Source organism: Chitinophaga silvisoli (assembly GCF_003412465.1).
Classification (GTDB): domain Bacteria; phylum Bacteroidota; class Bacteroidia; order Chitinophagales; family Chitinophagaceae; genus Chitinophaga; species Chitinophaga silvisoli.
Genome location: NZ_QTJV01000019.1, coordinates 35,627 through 55,582, shown reverse-complemented (window position 1 = coordinate 55,582; position 19,956 = coordinate 35,627). Strand labels below are relative to the sequence as shown.

The window sequence follows — 19,956 nt, the reverse complement described above, 5'->3', positions numbered from 1 at the left end:
AGGTAGCTTATTTATTCCTGGTCTCATCTTTTCAATGATTGCGGCAATAATAGCTTCTCAAAAAATAAAAAATTAAAATACCGCATCAATTAATAGTTAGCAACTCCATTAAAAAGCAAGTCCTCAGGCAATTTATTCATTGAGCTATTGTGCCAATAGCTCAATGACCCAGGTAATTCCTGATAATCGCACTAATCGTATCTGCCTGGTTAAAAACCATCAAATGCCCTCCCCCTTTAATACGATAATCAGGATGCACAAGCCTGCTGGTGATCACCCTATCAGCCGTCCCGTTTATCTGGATCGTCCTCTCCGGCGGCACCCTATTATCCCAATAAGCAATGCTCTTCAATGCCCAACGGAAAAATGATACATCTGTATCCTTTAACAAATTTGTCAACAACACTTTATCATTTGGCGACCGGGTACCAAAATACTTATAGGTAAGAAAATTAGTACGCTGAATCAACGCACCAGGAATGATCCGGTACAAGCCCAGTTTCATCCAGAAAAACTGCACCCGGTTCAGTTCATTCTTTGTCTTCACGGAAGAAATCAATACCATCTTGTCCACCTTTATCAGCTTAGCCACTTCCACAGCCACGATACCACCAAACGAAAGTCCGATAATATCCGGGTTTTCAACAGTGATCTGACTCTTTATCCTCGCCGCATATTGGGCAATAGATTCAGATGGCAAAGCAGGAATCCAGTTTATGTAAATTTTGTGATAACCTGGCAGGTCCAGGTTCATAAATATACTCGAGTCTGCCCCTATACCACTAAAAAGATAAATAGTTTTAGGTTCATGTTTTCCAGTATCGTTCTGCGTTTGAGCCCCCGCCAACAGGCTACTGAACATCAATAAAAACCCAAAAATCACTTTCACACTGTGCGCCATAATTTTACTTCCTTCTTGCCTGACAGGCATTTTTAATATAGTAGTTTGCGATATTATCCTACAAATAAGCATATACCATTACCTGCTGGAGTAGCTATTCATCCAGATGATTAACATCCTTTTTATTGAAATAGTTCCCCGAAAACCAGCGGGTGGATAAAACCGATGGCAAGTATAATACCAGTTCTCAAAAAGATTCACTAAAAAAATAAAGGGGCAACGATCAGATGATTGATGCGCGAAGATAATAATAAGAATGGCAAGGCATTCCTGAATCAAAAAGCGCCTTCCAATCATAGATTTGAAGGCGCTTTTTGATTTCGTAAGGGCTGATCCTACACATTCCGAACCCGCCGATTGAAAATTTCCACACAAATAAAAAAATCTATCCAAAGGACATACGCTGACAAATTGTTACTATATTGTATATGAACACGCTACACATAAAAACAATGATCTCCCATAAATTGTACAAGCTATATTTCACGCTACTTGTCCTTATTACTACACTGACATGTGTAAAGGGGCAGGAGCATCCTCCAGGAAATAAAACCTGGGGAGATCAGGACAATGGCACCTACCGCAATCCAGTTTTACCGGCGGATTATAGCGATTTGGACTGTATCCGGGTAGGGGGTGATTATTATGCCATATCATCTACTATGCAATTCTCGCCTGGCATGGTAGTACTCCATTCCAAAGATCTTGTCAACTGGGAAATTATCAGTCATGTAGTTGGTGACCTCGTTCGCATAAGCCCGAATTTGAACTGGGACAGGATGAATTGTTATGGAAAAGGAATTTGGGCCGGCTCTGTAAGGTATTATAAGAATAAGTTCTGGGTATATTTTGGTACGCCTGATGATGGCTTCTTTATGAGTACTGCCACCAATCCTGCAGGACCATGGGAACCTGTTCAACAATTATGGAAGGTGAGCGGATGGGATGATTGCTGTTCCTTTTGTGATGATGACGGCCAACTCTATTTCATTGCGACCAGGTTTGAGACGGATCCAAAGAACAACAAAAAGTATAATATCCATTTATTCAAAATGACACCCGACGGCAAAGGGCTTATCATGGAATCAGACTCCATCATCCACCAGTCTGACGGAAGTGAAGCAAATAAGCTTTATAAGATCAACGGACTTTATTACCACTATTTTAGCGAGGTGAAACCGGAAGGGCGTGTCATGATGATGGAACGTTCAAAAAGCCTGTACGGTCCCTGGGAAATTAAACAGTTGAACCATGTAGATCAAAAACTGGATAAAGAACCTAACCAGGGAGGTTTATTGCAACTACCTTCTGGTGAGTGGTATTTCTTCACCCATCATGGTACAGGAGATTGGGAAGGACGTGCCGCCAGTCTCTTGCCTGTTCAGTGGATAAATGGATGGCCCATTGTTGGCGAAGTGGGTGCTGATACAATTGGTCGCATGGTTTGGAAAGGAGTAAAACCCATATCATATAAAAGAAAACTGACCATTCAAACCAGTGATGAATTCAATACAAACAAGCTCAATGTTCAATGGGAATGGAACTACCAGCCCAGGAGTGATAAATGGTCCTTAACAGAACGAAAAGGATTTCTCCGGCTTTATTCATTTATGCCCACTGAATTAAACAATGAAAAAAGCATGATTTTGAAGGCAGGGAATACATTGACCCAACGTAGTATGCGCACGTCTTCGAATATGGCAACGGTAATAATAGACATTAGTCATATGGCTGATGGCCAATTTGCCGGATTAACACATTTTTCGACGACAAGTGCCAGCTTATTAGGTGTCAGGCAGGAGAATGGCATCCGTCATTTGATCTATGAGGTAAATGGAAAAGATTCCTTAGGTACCAGGATAAATGGAAGATATATCTGGCTCCGTTCTACATGGGATGCGAATGGCGTAAACCGATATGCGTTTAGTATAGATGGAAAGCATTATCAACCTTTAGCGGATATTTATCAATTGACCTGGGGGAGTTACCGGGGCGATCGCATTGGGGTCTTTAATTTCAACATAAAGGAGGAAAAGGGTTACGTAGATATTGATTGGTTTAGGTATAATTTTGAGCAATGAAATGATCCCATTTCTTTTATGATTGGGGAGCCCCGGCACTTTTCGAACTTGTTTTATAGCAGATTTAACCCAAATTGAACAATTCTGTTGTCAATGCCACCTCTATACGATCAGTAAAAGGGAGTGGAAAGTGAATATTAAACTAGAAGATAAAAAATGACTTATAAGATAAGTATTGCTTATTGGCATAAAAGTCGTCAGGAATTGCTCGCTGAAGGTACTCTACTATTTCTTTACCAAGGTATCTAAATTATAGGCACTTCCATGACTAAGCAATTTTTCTGGTATCGGTACCAATTTATTCGCTTTTACAACAACAAAATTCAGAATAAAAGGATACTCAAATGATTTCAAAGTCAAAGTATCATTATTTAAGGTCCAACTGCCTGACATTGTATGTTCATAAGAATTCATGCTATAAAACCAATGAATATTATATTCAAACCTGCCATTATCGTTTAAGATTAGTTTCCATTCCTTCGATGCTCCATCCATGCCACTATTGCCTGATTTCCCGACATAAGTTCCTAATATGCCAAACTGGTAAAATGGGAACAAAGCTAAAAGTATCAAATATTTTATCATATTTCAGCCCAGCGATTCTTTCCTACTCTTATCTGCTAAAAAGTAAGACATTTATTGTTTATTAGTACAATGATCCTGCAGGAAGAGTACAATAAAGGCTTTTATTGATTTATCCGTCTCAGTGTATCCACATTATGTAAATTTTTATTCTGAAAAACAATACTTTGAATAGGTATCAACTTATCATTTTTCGCAACAAATTTCACAAAGAACGCATCCTTTGATGCTGCCAGCATTAACGTATCGTTCCTCAAAGTCCATTGACCTTCTGTATGATAGTTGTAATTAGTCAGACGCGAGAAACTGTGAAAATGATATTTAAATTTTCCAGACTCGGTTAATGTCAACGTCCAGTCCTGACTATCGCCATCTGTACGGCCGTCTCCTTTTTCCTGGATATAAGTTCCTACTATACTTAACTGAAAATATGAGAACAATGCTAAAAGGGCCAAAGATTTTATCATACAATTTCAATTAGAACTTTAAGTTACTAAAATCATATTAATATCTTCACATTTGCCACAATCTCTTTGCATCATACCCATCAGTTAAGTTGTAACTATTTGACATGCTATAAAGATCTTAGAAAATCTAAATGACATTTATGAAATGAGTTGAAAAAACAAACGCTTCCTGATTTCTTGGAAGCGTTTGTTTTTTGAGATAATTTGAAACTAGTTTTTATACTGGTAATCATGCACTCTTAGCACATTACCATCCATATCTCTCACAACTTTCAACCGACCTATTCCATCATATTCATAATATGCTATACGATTTGCAGGATCACACTGACTGGTAATCCCTACCAGCGGATTATAGGTATTAGTAGTCATTTTCGCATCAGCAGGATATAGCCTCAACTCATCAATAGTAACGCTACCTGTAACAGTTATAGATGTCACACCTGTCACTTTATGCTCAAAATAATTCCATCCTTTTTTACTAAAAGAAGAAGAAGCAGTCACTCCATTAACTGTAGCTGAACCTGTTTTACTCCAATACGAAACAATATAAGTCGAAGCCGCTGTCAACCCACTCTTTGTTATACTCCCACTAATTGTCCAGGATTTACCACCAGTAATTCCACCAGTTACACTTACACCAGTAGAAGGAACCGTCCAGTTGCCTGTACCGGCATCCTCAAAACTGGAATAAGCAACATCAGCAACACCAGCATTATTCACAATAGCTATGGGAGTGGTACGATTATAATTCCAGATATATGCGTTATGCATATCATTGTAATTACCCTGTTCCAGTAAATTACCAGAGCTATCATAACTGAACGCCTGCCATTGCGGAGTCATCGCCGTTGATCCTCTCTGGAATTGAATAAATTCCGGCAGAATTATATTGCCTACTGGCCACACCCTATAATCATTCCGCGTACGATCAAGTAATACTCCAGCTTTAGAATTTTCCGTTTCGAGTACAACACTCTTGATATCTCTTGTCATCAAACTATCAATTGCCCTCGATGAATTTGCAGTAGTACCAGAGAGCGTTGATTTATCCAAAGGATATTTATACACAGTTTTCAATAAGTTTTGCTTACTATCCATTGTCTCAGTACGTGTCAGCTGGTAATGATTTGGTGTTTTATCGTAATAATAGTTATCAGTCTGAATGATACTATTACCATTATCATCATATGTCGTTACTTTTTTTGATTGTATTTTATCGAACCCGGTGAGGCGATAAAACAAAGGAAGTTTGACTTGATAATAGTTTAAACCACTACCTGGACTCCCATATACATAATAATCAGACTCACCATAAAAATATCCTGCATAATATCCTGTAGAAGTTGGGATAGCATCATAGAAATCTACTATTTCATCACCAACAACCCTATAATGCACATTGAATAAGCTGATAAATTCTGTATTAATCTCCCTGACAGTATCTTCATAACTATCTCCATTCAAATGAGGAGAGTAGAAATTATAGGCATATTCTTCTTTAGCAACTACATTATTTCCTTTCAGATATTCTTTTGAGGTCAATTTACCTCTTGTCCATTCTTTAGCTTCATATTGCCAAAGATCTGTACCGGCATAAAATTCACTAAAAAGTGAAGGACTAAAATTATAATTATACCTTGTTTTTAACGTATCGCCTGCCTTACCTATTGCATTTTCCGTCACAACCCTATATCCCGCATAAGAGCCAGATGTAGATTCCAATGGTAGTTTAGAGGTAGAGCCAAATTGCAGGCCAAATCCCATTGTACCGTCAGATATCATTCTGATCATAGGTTTGACGTAAAGCGGCATAGATAATATTTGTCCGGAAGTAACTTTTGTATTAGGATCAGTATAATCATATTGCTTTTGTAAAGCAAGCGTCCCATCCATATCATAAGTGTTGATCTGCTTTACCCTGATACCACCGATATTCAATTTATGTCCATTAGGATCCGGTTCTCTCCATTTGACCTGAAAAAATGTACTGTGTGGCTGATTAAGCGCAGTGCCAGTAACATTTGATAGAATCCTGATTTGCATAAGATATTTTCCGGCCGCCATTTTTACAAATTGGTTGGTGGAAGGTGTTCGCACACCTGAGTTACAATCAACGGCCGTATGGCTTGTCATTCTCCGGTTTATGCTACCATCATCATTTAACTGGTACAGATCAAAGTTTACATTGGCTGAATTACAACTAATAGCAAGGTTCTTATCGACAGTTGTCTGGCCTATGTTAGTAGAAGACACAAAATCATATGCCAATTGATAAAAACTACCTTCAGGAACAGTAAAATATTTTTTATAATATCGCTCTCCAACTATGCCCGTTGTAGAATCCGGAGCTGGAACAAAATTATTTCTATCGTAACCGGAGATACTGATTGATACTGTTTTATCCGTGAAGTTATCATCCTGGTAAGTAGATTCCAGTGCCCAAGGAACATTATTTTGTCCATATCCTTTAGCTATATTGTTCCCTTCATAAATATACTCGGTTTTGCCACCTTCCGGGAAAGTAATACTCTTTAGTGAAAAAACTTTACTCGTATCTCCTTTTACCCTACGATCTCCTCCTGCATAATAATCGGGTGAAATATTGGGAACTATTGTTGTATTCTGAATCGCATTAAAGAATCCCCAATGATCCTGTGCTGCAGAGAATTTGGACGGCATCTGGCTAAAAGTATAGTAATCAAACTTGTAAGTATTAATTTTCTCAGGGCCACTTCCATATATATTCAAAGAATCCAGCTTCAATCTTTTGTTCGCATAATCAGATGTAGCTACCGGCCAGTTATAATTAACAGACTTATATGCATCTGCCGTAAAATAACTATAGTTAAAAATAATCGTTTGAATGACTTTCCCCTGATTATCAGATACCACAACTTTGCTTAACGCCTTATTGGGCATGTCTATACGTGTTGTAGTATAAAAGTCAACCTTACCATCTTTAAATTTTATCTGTTTTAATATATTTTCATGATAGTAACAGGTGCCTGAACTGATCGCAAAACCTGGAGAGCCCACCAGACTATAGTAGGAGAAGGTTTCATTAAAGACTTTATCTATTGTATAGGCAGGCAATGTATCATATGAAAAAGTAATACTATCATTATATTGGTTATCTATTCTGGTAGGTACCCAGCTATTATCAGCATAAGAATTTGGCCCTCCAATGGAACTTTCTGTACCTCTTCTAAATGTACCCTTAATTCCATCTGGTAATTGTAAAGTCCAGTAATCAATTTGAGTTGTATTCTTGAGCTGATATTTTATACTAATGTCCTCCTTAGGGAATAATACAAATTTTTTATTGCTCTGATTGTACATATATCTTCCGGAAAAACCTAAAAAGTTATAATAGAATTCATCAGGCATCAAATCATTCGTATTATTTGCCGGGTGCTTCGCGTACCACATGAAAGAGCCTCTTTGGATAAGATATGGATCCTTAGCAGCATCCGGCATTGCCAGAAAACGTTTGATAGTTGAATCTAAAAAGAAACTTTTCTCATCAGCAATTGCGCCCCTTACTGTACGGGAGATCTCTCCTCCATAATTCAGGCTCCATCCCAGCCCCACCCAGGTAGCATCCTGGTCTACGCGTATACCACCGGCATGATAGTCTAGTGTGATGGGTATCGAAACTCCGTTTATGCTTATTTCATATAAGGGAATACTGATAGATGGAACACCTGTGAAGTAGGACACAGGGGTTTCTATGAACCGGTTAAATGCAGCGACTTCCGGTGTTTTAGCGTCAACTCTTGTTTTTATTGTCTGACTAATTGACAATAGTGGAAAAGAAAATATGGCAATTAGTAGAAACAAAATACTATTCTTCTTCATCACATAGGTATTTATATGGATACAATGTATTTTTTTGATTAGGCAGAATAAAAGCAAACGGTTAGTTATCTTTTTTTCGTAAAGGTTATATAATAACTATTCATAAAATAAAACTATTATGATTAGATATTTTACCCATTTATTATTTTATGGGTTGATGTTCTGGAAATATTATCACTCCTTTTGAAGGCAATACCAATTGTTTAGAGTAAGGCCATTTAGCATTTACTTTCTCGTCCCTAATCGCCGCTTTCAAAATTTCCAATGCGCTTTGAGACATAGGCAAATATGATTTTGTTCCGAATGTTATAGAAGCGTAAGAAGTCCGCGTTCCAAATTTCTTACCTAACTCTGCTCTTATTATATTCATCCTGACATCTACTTGATCCAAATGATTAAATTCCGTCTTAGTTATATTGGCATGCACAAACTTTCCATATAAAAAGGTATGGCCTAATTCATGCAAAGCAGTCATCCCAATGCCAAATGTCATCGGGTCTAAATCTGGTGAAGTACCATTTACCATATCTTCAATTTCCTGAGGATTGAGAACTATAACATTTACCATTGGATCTATTACCTCTTTCCAATCTGGAATTATAGTTCCTGTCTGCCCTTCTGTAAAACCAATATAAATTTTCCCAGGTCCATCTACTGCATCCATTATATCCTTACGCGCCTGCATACTTATATTTCTATTAGTTCTGATTCCCTGATTTACAATTCGACTAGTTTTACTATCCCATGTCAAATTAAGCCCTGATAACGTGGCCCAATGATTGATTAACTGGTCACGCAGCTGCGCTACGTTTTGATGTATCCTGGCATATACGACAGTCTCAGGTAAACTCAAAAGACCCACAATAGTAGTATCTCCCAAAAAATCACTTAGTAATACCGGATTATTCGCCATACCTGAATATGAACTAGTACTTTCATTTGGCTTAGGATCTACCTGCATCCACCTCCCAATTTGCGGATCATAATTCCGATAAAACGCATCATACTGATTCAACCCCAAATCCCGATTTGACTCAATACCATTGAACTTAAACTTATTCTCCGCATACCTCATCCCCTTCAGGGCATTATAAGAAATAGCCTCCATGGTCAAACCAAATGGATAATAATGGGTCTCCTCCAATACTGGCCCGTTCAACACCATCACCTGCACATTGTCAAAATAAACATCCTGCGCAGTTTCATTATCCGTATACACATACAAAAAACCTGCTTTCTGCATCACCGCTTTATCCACGGCCAATTGCTGTACCTCGTCCGGCATCGCCTGTACCTGCTTCATCCCACTATTCTGATCAACCATATTAAACTGATCATCAAACAAGACATAATTCAGATAAGCCTTTGGACGATTTATATCCGGATTTTCAGTATCCTTTGTTTTTAATTGACGATAATCATTGTTTGATAGGTTAGTAGCCACGTCAGTATTATTTATCCCTGCTGCACTGTGCACCCCACCAGCTGCAACACTACCAGTAATAGACTGTAAAGCATCTGCTATCATTGAAGAGGGAGTCTTATCAGAATTATCAGTCGGACCCTGAGATTTATAAAATGCATTTGCTTTTATCATCACAGTATCTCCCGCCATTACACGCAATACAATAGCCGGTCCCTTTTCATTCCCCTCCGTTTTCCCATTCAGCTTAGCAACATATTTATTGTTTATTGTTGTATCTGCCGGGGAATATCCAGCCGGTGCCGCTACACGCGTCTCTTCAATATTACTGAAAGTAGCAGCTTCTACCACAGCATTTTCAACTTCCATAGAAGCAGCATATACACTGGAATCCGGTTGATCCGTCAACACAAGACGAATATTACCCAGATGATCTTTCTCAAAATAATCAAATGCATAACTAACAGGCTTATTCGTAATATATAAAGGCCGTATTCTGCCTTCCTCATGTTCTACGGTTTGCAGACTGTCATTCTGATATATGAATCCTCCTGCGTAATCAGTAACTGTCGTTACAGCCGTGATATTACTGTTATCAACAACTGTTTTACGCAATTTATTACCTAATGCATCATATTGATAGGTAATAGTACCTTTTCCTTTTACAGTAATAACCTCAGGTAGGTTTAGATAATTATAGGATATAGATGATATATTTCTGTTCTCATCAGATGTCAAATTACCATTCAGATTATAAGTATAATCATCGCCGCCATTAGTTCCATTTATAAAATCACCTAATGTCGTACTGGATTTGGTATTTGCATCCGTTACAGTCCGCAGTTTATTTGAGTTATCAAAATACTTATAGGTAAGGTTATCCATTGTTTCTTTCGCAGTACCATTCATTCCTTGCTGTATCATGGATTGCATCCCCCCATTTGCATCATATGCCAGGTTACTCACAGAAAAATCCATTTTTGCTACTCCCCATGCAGCACCAGCTACATCTTGTTGGGAGAAATCCGCGCCAGCAAGTCTGCCAGTTGCATCATAAGTATAACCATAGGCCCGCGGTATACCATCTGAACGGCTTTTCCATTTTTGTCCTGCTATATTACCATTGTTATAATTCACATTGAAACCATAATCATAGCTAAGATCTTCCCCAAACCAGTTTTTCGTACTGCTATTTGTCTGCACAAATTCCTTATTAATACTTTTCAACCAGCCACGTACATTATAAGTCATCAATAATGAATCGACAGGTTGTCCATTACCGATAATACCCAAACGTTTCTTATTTATTCGGCCTAACTCATCATAACTATAAGTAGCGATAGTACGGTCAAATCTTGATTCATCATTTAACCGCTTTTTAATACTCACCAGCCTGCCTGTATGATCATAAGAATTAGTTGTTAATAACCTCGTTTCGGAAGTAGGGCTTTTAGGATGCTGATGTCGCAAATAGCTGGTCAGTAAATTGCCGTTAAAACTATACAGCATGGTCAATATGTCTTTTCCGCCAACACTGTTACCGGAGACTAACTGAATGGGTCTTCCTTTATCATTATAATAGGTAGTCGTAGTCAGCCATTTATCTGTACCCAATACACGAACTTTCATCCCTGTAGGAAGATATTTTGTAAGCGTACTATAATTACCCGAAAATGTTTCAGGGTAAAGAGTATCTGCCGCTGATAACTTTGAGAATTCATCGCTTTTAAATTTGAGTACCCCAGGGTAATTATAATCATCATAATACATATATATCAGCGGAGTCAATGCAGACATCGCAATTCCCGGCAGTGAATAGGAGGACATCATAGTGTTTGTATTTCCTGTACCAGATACTATCTCAGCCCCAAATTCTGTCCCGGTATTCGACTCAAACCCAGGTAAAAATTCAATTAATTGCGTTGCGTAATAATTTGCACTTCCGTCGTCATAATATAAAGCAAGATTTGCATCAAGTGGTGACTGATAAGACATGGTTGTTGAAGCTGTTGCTGTATTCATGGCCGCCTGCAAAGCCTCTCTGGTAGAATTACTTTTATAGATTGCTGTCATGACGGTTCGATTCTGCCCATCATATAACACAGTATACCATTCCATAGGAGATTTCGTCCGCTGTTCAGCATCCTGCGTAAAAACCAGCCGATCGCGAAGATCAAATACCTTATATAATGCTCCTTTGCCCGGAACTTCTTCTATGATCCGCCTATTGCGATCATCATATACATAATGATAACACAGCTCCTTAGCTACATCTGCAATGTTACTCCACTTATTGATCATGGTATAGTTTGTTGCAGCCGGAGGAATCACAAAGCTAAGCATGTCAGCATCATTGTACACATAATAGGTACATAGCCATCCTGCATGGGCCGTATTAATAGTGGATTGCAGTACTTTTTTGAGTACAAGCTGACCTTGTTTGTCTTTATACACAACAGTTTGATTCTGCTGCTCATCAATGTAAACCTCTTTTAATAACTCCCCGGGAGCATATATACCTGGGCTAACCGGAACTTCATTAATAAGATTCCAGATGCGAACAGAATCAGCAGCTGTATTTGCCAACTGTTTGGTTTCAGTACCATGTGTACTCCAGCTATTACCCGGAGAATAATTTTTCAATATCTTACCCAATGGAGATAATTCATATTCTACCTTTCTGTAGAAAATACTTTCATTGGCTGTCTCAGGATTTAGATTGGCATTCTTGAAGAATGTCTCCTGTGCACCAAAAGGATCTGTTTTAAATTTACCATCATTGGTATTATCTGTTGTTTGCGCATAAGACATGTACATATATTGTTGACGTCCAAATGCATCATATACAACAGGATAAACAAGGTCTCTGCCGCCAAATGTCAAGCCTTTGGCAACAGATTGTTTTACACGTCCCAATCCGTCATAATAGGTAGTAGATTGCCTTACTTCCCTGATTATCCGCGACTTACTAACAACACTCATCGTATCACTGATCGGCATATTAGGCTCCCAGGTAGTCACATAATTGGGTTGGTTTGCATTAGCTGTAGCACCTGGTTTCGTAACCGGCGTAGCTGCTGGAAGCGTAGAACTATTTGGGTTATTTTGCGCCCATCCATAAAAAGGGGATGTAATAATGGCACAGAATAGTATGGTATAGAGGAGTTTCATACTACAAGTAATTTTTAGAATTCATTTAGGCAAGTGACTAACCATAATATTCGTCAAAAGAAAAGGAACGACGATATCAGACGTGTCTGTAAATAGTTGGATTGGAAAATTTCTTCAACTCGGTTCATGGAAGCCGATATAGGTAATGACAGGTAACACAACTTAATGCTCATATGTTTCGTCTTGCGAAAGTTTACTACAATGTTAATTCAACGTCACCTGAACAATGGTACTAATTATAATGGGCTGCATAGCAATTCGTTGCAAATACCATATAAACTTATCAGGGTAATTGAGGTATAGGTTTACAGTTATAGAACAACATATAACTATTCACTAAACAAAAGTAAGGAAAGCTAAATTGAATAATTAGAATAATTTTAAATAATGACATCAAATCATTAAAAAAAGGGCATTTTCAATAAGAATATTACCTAAACCCACTGCGACCTTCATTGCGCATTCTGTAATGCTTGCAGCCCACGGAAAAGGCCAAACTGTCCTGAATTCATATTTATGCTCTAAAAGTTTTTGATCGGTTCTCGGGTAGAACCCGTTTCTTAAAACAAACCATAGTTGCAAAGGAAGAGCACCTACCCTGAGAGAGGCATTTCTTTTTATAGTCGGGGAGAGCCGACACTTTTTCGGACTTGCTGATAAAAGATCTAAAATATATTGGCCGATACTTTCGAAGTTTAAGCAGGATCCCCTTACTTTTAAAAAATACATAATATTACCTCGCCCGTAGCTGGCCTTTTAAACAAAGCATATTCGGACGTTTAAACAAAGCACCCCCAAAACCACTGTGCTATTTTTGTTCCATCAAACATAATTAAAAATTAAAAAAATGGAACAAACAAATTACAACGGAGCATTACAGCATTCAATAGGTTCTGGCTTTAACGCAACTTCAACAGCAAGTGACGTAATCAAAGGCATTGACCTTACAGGAAAAATTGCCATTGTAACAGGAGGGAATACCGGTATTGGTTTAGAAACAACAAAAACGCTGGCTGCTGCCGGGGCAACAGTCATTGTACCTGCAAGAGATATAGCTAAAGCAAAGAAAAACCTGGCATCTGTTGCCAATGTGGAAATTGAACCCATGGACCTGATGGATCCGGCATCTATCGACGCTTTTGCCGAAAAGTTTTTGGCTTCAGGCCGCCCCCTTCATCTACTCATCAATAATGCCGGTATTATGTGGGTACCATTGCGTAAAGACAGCCGTGGCATTGAATCACAGTTAGCCACCAATTATTTAGCGCAATTTCAATTAACCGCCCGGCTTTGGAATGCACTCAAAAAAGCCGGTGGTGCAAGAGTGATCAATGTATCCTCACACGGACATCAATTCGCTCCTTTCAATTTTGAGGACCCTAATTTTCTCAACCGGGAATACGAGACGCTACAGGCATATGGCCAATCAAAAACTGCCACCAATTTATTTGCGCTTGAATTAGACAATCTTGCCAAAGCCTATCATGTAAGAGCATATTCATTGCACCCAGGTTCTATTGGCGGCACTGAATTAGGAAGAGAAGCCCCCTTGGAACTGTTTCAAAAAATGGGTTTTTGCGATGCGGAAGGCAACCTTCTGCCAGAAGTGGCCGCCTCTTTAAAAACGATCCCTCAGGGTGCAGCCACGACAGTTTGGTGTGCCACCAGTCCTTTATTGAACAATATAGGAGGGGTGTATTGCGAAGATGCAGACGTTGCCGAACTGACTGCCGACCCTTCCATGCCAACCGGCGTAAATCCTTACTCATTAGATAAAGCCAGTGCCAAACGTTTATGGACATTGAGCGAAGAAATGACCGGCATTACTTTCCGCATTATTTAATTTAATTAAAATGAATAATTTACAAAATAAAGTAGCGGTTATTACCGGTGGCAATAGTGGCATCGGGTATGCCACCGCAAAAACGCTTACCGAAAAAGGCGCAAGGGTCATTATCACCGGCAGAAGAAAAGAAGCAATTGAAACGGCAGCCTCAACACTCCATGTAAGTGGAGTGGTGGCTGACCAATCCAAATTATCTGACATCGATATGCTGGTATCAGAAGTGAAAGCGCAATTTGGCAAAGTAGATATTTTACTCATCAATGCGGGCATTACAAAATTAGCTCCTATTGAGTCGATGACCGAAAATGTGTTTGACGAAATAATGAATGTAAATTTCAAAGGAGCTTATTTTACATTAAGTAAATTTATCCCCGTTTTAAATGATAACGCATCGGTGATATTTTTGTCGTCAACATCCGCAACCATTTCCCCGCAAAACGCATCGGTATATGCAGCAAGTAAATCTGCCATTAATGCCGTTATGAAAATTGCAGCGCTTGAACTAGCTTCCCGTAAAATCCGTGTGAATGCAGTTAGCCCCGGGCCTGTTGCTACGGAAATCTTGAATAAAATAGGACTGGATGCTGCGCTTGAGGAACAACTCGTGGGTAGTATCCCCTTATCCAGATTAGGAAAGGCCAATGAAGTAGCCGATTTGATAACTTATTTATCGGGCAACGAATCTTCATTTATTACCGGTTCAAATTTCCTGATCGATGGCGGTCAATCCATCTAAATGAATATCATGATTACTTTTATTTTTGTATTCATAATTAACAGTCTGAAGAAAGGACTATCAAAAACATAAAGTATGGAATATCAGGCAAAATATATAACCGAGGATATTAAACTCTCTTGTTACGAAGACAAGTTTTTTAAATCGGATATTATGTTCGACCATCATATGCTCATTTGGTTCATTTCAGGAGAGACCAAGATCGTCCAGGCAGATGCGACTTACATTTTTAAAAAAGGCGATATATTTTTGATCCCCAGAAATCAACTGGCAACAATCATCAATTATCCCAAAGACGGGCAACCCCACCAAACCGTGGTGATGCACCTGTCAACCAAAAGGCTTAGTGAATTTTACGCCAACCTGGCCGTAAAACCTAAAGCCTCGGAATCCCGGAAAATATATACATTCAACAACCATCCCCTGCTTGAAAGTTGCATGGCATCCCTGATCCCATACTTTGAAATGAAAGAGCTTCCCGAAAATATTGCATCATTGAAAATTACAGAAGCCATTAGTATTCTCAGGGCTATCGACAAAGGAATAGACAATGTGTTGGCGAACTTCGAAGAACCTGGAAAAATAGATCTGGCAGACTATATGGAAAAGAACTTTATGTTCAACCTGCCATTGGAAAAATTCGGTTACCTAACCGGTCGTAGCTTAACCACTTTCAAGCGGGATTTTAGTAAAATATTCAACACTACACCTCAGCGCTGGCTTACGCAAAAGCGATTGGAATTGGCACACTATCATTTTGTTGAAAAGAAAAAGAAACCGATTGACGTATACTACGAAGTGGGCTTTGAAAACTTATCGCATTTTTCCTATGCTTTCAAAAAACATTTTGGGTACACACCGACTGACCTGGCTGGGTAATGCTGGTGTTCAAAATGGACTTGAACTGCTTGTATTTAAAACCAGTGCGATAAGACTTTCTTATAAATGGATTCAAAAATTGATTAAATATAAAACCCCTTCAGATCTTTGGATCTGAAGGGGTTTTATATGGTCGGTGTGACAGGACACTTTTCGAACTTAATAATAAATGATCCGATACTAAATGAAGCATATCAGTCAGAATCAACAAATAAGTCGGCAAGGAGTAAAATGTAGTTATTAAATCAAAATATCTATTTTCAAAACAAACAACACACAATCAATTCATTGTCAATTATTTGTGGTAAAAATAATTCTTCGTATCTTTAAATAGTCCTGATAAACTGAATTATCAGCAGGTTTTAAAAAGGTATTTAAATCGGGTATGTCATATAGTACTGAATTTCTAAAACCAAGAATGACTGGCAAACGTTTCGACGACCATACTATTCCATTGGAATTATTAGAAGATTTTGCGGCTTTGGAAGAGTTGTTTATTGAGGTTGCCAAATGGATATATCTGGAAGAAAATCCAGACAGAAAACGTGTGCCACGAGGTTTTAACAATAAAGTAGAATTAAAATTATCCTCAATTGAAGAGGGTAGTACCATACTCAACTTTTTGCTGGTTACAGCATCCTTTGGATTATTTCCTGATGATAATTATCAGTATTTTGAAAAAGCAAAAGATAACATTATAAAATCCATAGATGCAGCCAATAATGGAAAAGAAGTCACCCAATATATACCAGAAAATTTATTGGCCTATTTTAATCGCATAGGTAAAAGACTGAGGGATGACGAAGCCATTGATTTCAGCCCTGATTCTGCTTTGCAAGCTAAACTAAACAAAACAACTCGTAAAAAATTAGTTTTAGCATCTTCAAATATTAGTGAAGTTACACTTGAAACAACAATCAGGGGAACAATTCCAGAAGCTGATAAAAGTAAAAGAACATTTACTATTATGACCAATAATGGTCAAAGAATAACTGCTAAACTATTGGGAGTACATGCTGCAACCATACTCGAAGCATTCAATAATTATGAATCCCAAACGCGAGTGTTAATTTCCGGACTTGGTCATTTTGATAAACATGATAAATTAGTAAGTTTTGAATCAATTGAACATATTTCTATTCTTGACCCATTAGATGTTCCATCTCGACTTGAAGAATTTTCAAATCTAGAGGCAGGCTGGTTTAATGGTGAAGGAGTAGGAATGAAAAAAGAAGATTTAACCTGGTTTGCAGAAATTTTCGAAAACAATTACAATCCAGTCTTACCACTACCATATCTGTATCCTACGCCATTGGGGGGAATTCAGGCAGAATGGTCGTTTGAAAGCCATGACATAAGTTTAACCATAGACTTGGCTCACAAATCTGGATTTTATCAATCCTTAGATCACAATACTGATAATGCTATTGAACATACATTAAATTTGGTTAGTGATGCTGATTGGAAATTACTTAATAAAAATTTAGCAGATATTTTTAAAGTTTAGGAAATGCACCAAGACACATTACTATTAAGACAAGTTCATCCTTCTTTTGTACAGGCTGATAAAATATCTTCCCAGGTCTTTAGCATTACATCTCAGGTATTCAGACCAACCCCAAAAGATGATTATAAACTTTCTGTTTATAATGGCGAGAAATATAGCCCTAAAGAATCTCATGCACATTTTACCAATATGAATAGTGACTTTAAATCTTATGGTGTAGTTGCAGTAACTATTCAGGAATGTAATAATGAAGCGCTAAACTGTACAGAAAACAATTTTCCCTTTGACGGACATTCTTTTATTGATTTCGAGGAACTGCCTAATGGTCAAATAGAGAAAAAAGCCAAAAAGCTAAAAAATTACGCAACAGAAAGAGGATGGCTTTATAAACAGGGTGATGAAAATTAGAGTGTTGAGAAAACATTATCAATAAGCAAGTTAAAAATATCACTATTAAGATAAATGAACCTTCAGATTTACTGTCGTTTGAAAAATTAGGGGACTTCGAACAAAGATGGCATGTAGCGTATTAGGAATAATTGCCAAATTGAACAGCATTCAGAAGATATAAACACAAAAAAGGAGATCAATTGCTTGATCTCCTTTTTTACGATTCGTCGGGGCGGCAAGATTCGAACTTGCGACCTCCTGCTCCCAAAGCAGGCGCGATAACCGGGCTACGCTACGCCCCGAAAAACACAGCTCTACAACAGATACTTCCGTGTTTGGGAGCGCAAACGTAATAAATTTTTAGAAAACTTACCAAATTATTACTCCATTTTTTTTTAAATGAATTCAAAAAGAGAACCTGAATCTATGAGCAAGGGCGGAAACCTCATTCCCGCCCTTACTCAATAAACATCCTATTTCTTACATGCACTCGTACACACATGCCCCTTCTCTCCATGCGCATACACATGCTTCCCACTATCATGACAAGCCTGCGTACATACATGATCTTTCATCTTCATCTTCATTTTCTTCTCCGTCTTCACCTTTGGCCCCTCCTGCTTTTTATCCTGTGCAACAGCAGTCAAAGAACCATATCCAAGCATAAGCATAACAACAGAAATTTTAAGAATCGATTTCATGGTAATTTATTTTAATTGTTATTGAAGCGTCACTTTAATAATACTACTGATAGCCGGCAATGTCGTAAATGCATTAGGGTTAGGTACAGCCGCTATCACTTTCGACTCTGTCAATGGCGTACCCGCCAGGTTAAACTGTGTAATCCCAGCCCCCGGAAACTGGTTCACGGCAGTTCCATCATCATACAATCCTATCGTAGAAGAAAGATCCCCCTTTTGCGTAGCGTCCCAATCATTGCCCGAAGTAGCAAAAAACCAGTCGTTTGAAAACCCATACATCGTTGCAATAGCCACCCTATCACCCTTTACCACAGATAATTGCTGCGATACACTCCCCCCGGCAGCCCCATTAATCCTTGGTAATAAAACCGTATTGGTGGCATCTTTAAGCACATATACCGCCTTAACCCCTGCCTTCGTTTTCAACGCCGCCGCCAACGCATCAGCACTCCCTTTCTGTGCCAGGTCCTTCAGCCCCTCACCACGATCATTTTCTCCCGTCATAAAAAATGGATTTGCCTGCCCATTATAAACGACTACCAATACTGGCGACAACGGCGTAAAAATCCCCGTTTTACCCATCAGGTAAGTATTCAGTACAGAATTATCTCCCATTTCAGCAATATTGGTAAGACCATTGGCTGACGGTTTGCCCGCCGAATAAATCGCCTCAGGCAATAACTGGTTACCACCCGCTACATAAGAAATAGTCCAGACACCCGGGCTAAAAGGCGTTTCATTGCCCGTGCCGCCCGAGATATTACTGATGGTAACTGTAAACATAGAATTACCATTATACGCCAGCATTACCTTCATCAGCTTTGAAGCAGCCAGGTAAGAATTACCATAATCATCAGTCCCACTCACCTCCTTGATATTCTTAGCCGCACTTTCAGCCGTACCAGGGTGAACCACTGCCGACCCCGGCACCTGATTTTGCCGCGTACCATTATCCCACAACTTTATCTGGTCTGATACATCCCCGGTAATAGGCTCCCCATTGTCATTATACAACTGAATCCCCGGGTTATCCGGCGCAAAAAACAGGTCATTGCTCCAGCCATACATCGTAGCAAATGTGAGCCGCTGGTTTTTGGCAGCAGAAAATGTAAAACTGGTCGACTGCCCCGGCAAAATAACCGGCGGCGTTCCGGTTCCCTGGAAAGTACCAGTCTCAACCAAAGGCTTACTATCCAGCACATTCTCAATAGAAATAGTAGTAGATTGGGCCGACGGCATGTCATCATCCTTCTTACAGGCAGCCAGAGTCAGCACAGAAGCAAATAAATAATACGTTTTCAACAGGTTATATTTCATCTTGGGTATATTTTAGTACCACAAAACAAATCAAACCATATCCCACAGGTATTGCAGAATTGTAACAAAAGTATCACAGTGACTTTTCCACAGT

Annotated in this window: 13 protein-coding genes and 1 tRNA gene; 6 read left to right on the top strand and 8 right to left on the bottom strand. The window is 38.7% G+C overall.

Going from position 1 to position 19,956, the window contains the following annotated elements; genetic code table 11:
• Positions 1-160 precede the first annotated feature (160 nt).
• Positions 161-931, bottom strand: a complete 771-nt coding sequence (locus tag DXN04_RS32160; RefSeq protein WP_116857534.1) for an alpha/beta fold hydrolase — start codon at positions 929-931, stop codon at positions 161-163.
• Between the two features lie 398 nt (positions 932-1,329).
• Between DXN04_RS32160 and DXN04_RS32155 the strand changes: the two genes are divergently transcribed.
• Positions 1,330-2,982, top strand: coding sequence for a glycoside hydrolase family 43 protein (locus tag DXN04_RS32155; protein WP_199415187.1), 1,653 nt, complete (start codon positions 1,330-1,332; stop codon positions 2,980-2,982).
• 225 nt (positions 2,983-3,207) lie between these two features.
• Here DXN04_RS32155 and DXN04_RS32150 read toward each other — a convergent pair whose 3' ends face one another.
• The 4 genes from DXN04_RS32150 to DXN04_RS32135 all read right to left on the bottom strand — a co-directional run bounded on the left by DXN04_RS32150 (position 3,208) and on the right by DXN04_RS32135 (position 12,336).
• Entirely contained in the window at positions 3,208-3,567 is a 360-nt protein-coding gene (locus DXN04_RS32150; RefSeq protein ID WP_147320133.1) for a lipocalin family protein, read from the bottom strand.
• A gap of 101 nt (positions 3,568-3,668) precedes the next feature.
• Positions 3,669-4,031, bottom strand: a complete 363-nt coding sequence (locus DXN04_RS32145; protein ID WP_116857531.1) for a hypothetical protein — start codon at positions 4,029-4,031, stop codon at positions 3,669-3,671.
• Positions 4,032-4,241: 210 nt separating this feature from the next.
• Positions 4,242-7,892, bottom strand: coding sequence for an RHS repeat domain-containing protein (locus DXN04_RS32140; RefSeq protein ID WP_147320132.1), 3,651 nt, complete (start codon positions 7,890-7,892; stop codon positions 4,242-4,244).
• Between the two features lie 142 nt (positions 7,893-8,034).
• Complete coding sequence (locus DXN04_RS32135; protein WP_158569269.1) at positions 8,035-12,336, bottom strand: DUF6443 domain-containing protein; 4,302 nt, start codon at positions 12,334-12,336, stop codon at positions 8,035-8,037.
• Between the two features lie 997 nt (positions 12,337-13,333).
• Between DXN04_RS32135 and DXN04_RS32125 the strand changes: the two genes are divergently transcribed.
• The 5 genes from DXN04_RS32125 to DXN04_RS32105 all read left to right on the top strand — a co-directional run bounded on the left by DXN04_RS32125 (position 13,334) and on the right by DXN04_RS32105 (position 17,862).
• Positions 13,334-14,329 carry an SDR family NAD(P)-dependent oxidoreductase gene (locus DXN04_RS32125; RefSeq protein ID WP_116857527.1) on the top strand — a complete coding sequence of 332 codons (996 nt, stop codon included), beginning with the start codon at positions 13,334-13,336 and terminating at the stop codon, positions 14,327-14,329.
• A gap of 10 nt (positions 14,330-14,339) precedes the next feature.
• Complete coding sequence (locus tag DXN04_RS32120) at positions 14,340-15,068, top strand: SDR family NAD(P)-dependent oxidoreductase (RefSeq protein ID WP_116857526.1); 729 nt, start codon at positions 14,340-14,342, stop codon at positions 15,066-15,068.
• A gap of 153 nt (positions 15,069-15,221) precedes the next feature.
• Entirely contained in the window at positions 15,222-15,947 is a 726-nt protein-coding gene (locus tag DXN04_RS32115) for a helix-turn-helix domain-containing protein (RefSeq protein WP_233525737.1), read from the top strand.
• 418 nt (positions 15,948-16,365) lie between these two features.
• Positions 16,366-17,454, top strand: coding sequence for a hypothetical protein (locus DXN04_RS32110; protein WP_116857524.1), 1,089 nt, complete (start codon positions 16,366-16,368; stop codon positions 17,452-17,454).
• Positions 17,455-17,457: 3 nt separating this feature from the next.
• Positions 17,458-17,862, top strand: coding sequence for a hypothetical protein (locus DXN04_RS32105; RefSeq protein ID WP_116857523.1), 405 nt, complete (start codon positions 17,458-17,460; stop codon positions 17,860-17,862).
• A gap of 209 nt (positions 17,863-18,071) precedes the next feature.
• On the opposite strand, the gene DXN04_RS32100 is transcribed toward DXN04_RS32105, so the two are convergent.
• The 3 genes from DXN04_RS32100 to DXN04_RS32090 all read right to left on the bottom strand — a co-directional run bounded on the left by DXN04_RS32100 (position 18,072) and on the right by DXN04_RS32090 (position 19,862).
• Positions 18,072-18,146 (bottom strand) — tRNA-Pro (locus DXN04_RS32100).
• A 171-nt stretch (positions 18,147-18,317) separates the two neighbouring features.
• Positions 18,318-18,545, bottom strand: coding sequence for a hypothetical protein (locus DXN04_RS32095; protein ID WP_116857522.1), 228 nt, complete (start codon positions 18,543-18,545; stop codon positions 18,318-18,320).
• A gap of 18 nt (positions 18,546-18,563) precedes the next feature.
• Entirely contained in the window at positions 18,564-19,862 is a 1,299-nt protein-coding gene (locus tag DXN04_RS32090; RefSeq protein ID WP_116857521.1) for a spondin domain-containing protein, read from the bottom strand.
• Between the last annotated feature and the right edge of the window lie 94 nt (positions 19,863-19,956).

Coding starts and splice junctions, on each gene's coding strand:
- DXN04_RS32090 (WP_116857521.1), bottom strand. CDS start 19,862: ATGAAATATAACCTGTTGAAAACGTATTATTTATTTGCTTCTGTGCTG.
- DXN04_RS32105 (WP_116857523.1), top strand. CDS start 17,458: ATGCACCAAGACACATTACTATTAAGACAAGTTCATCCTTCTTTTGTA.
- DXN04_RS32110 (WP_116857524.1), top strand. CDS start 16,366: ATGACTGGCAAACGTTTCGACGACCATACTATTCCATTGGAATTATTA.
- DXN04_RS32150 (WP_147320133.1), bottom strand. CDS start 3,567: ATGATAAAATATTTGATACTTTTAGCTTTGTTCCCATTTTACCAGTTT.
- DXN04_RS32125 (WP_116857527.1), top strand. CDS start 13,334: ATGGAACAAACAAATTACAACGGAGCATTACAGCATTCAATAGGTTCT.
- DXN04_RS32145 (WP_116857531.1), bottom strand. CDS start 4,031: ATGATAAAATCTTTGGCCCTTTTAGCATTGTTCTCATATTTTCAGTTA.
- DXN04_RS32120 (WP_116857526.1), top strand. CDS start 14,340: ATGAATAATTTACAAAATAAAGTAGCGGTTATTACCGGTGGCAATAGT.
- DXN04_RS32095 (WP_116857522.1), bottom strand. CDS start 18,545: ATGAAATCGATTCTTAAAATTTCTGTTGTTATGCTTATGCTTGGATAT.
- DXN04_RS32140 (WP_147320132.1), bottom strand. CDS start 7,892: ATGAAGAAGAATAGTATTTTGTTTCTACTAATTGCCATATTTTCTTTT.
- DXN04_RS32160 (WP_116857534.1), bottom strand. CDS start 931: ATGCCTGTCAGGCAAGAAGGAAGTAAAATTATGGCGCACAGTGTGAAA.
- DXN04_RS32155 (WP_199415187.1), top strand. CDS start 1,330: ATGAACACGCTACACATAAAAACAATGATCTCCCATAAATTGTACAAG.
- DXN04_RS32115 (WP_233525737.1), top strand. CDS start 15,222: ATGTTCGACCATCATATGCTCATTTGGTTCATTTCAGGAGAGACCAAG.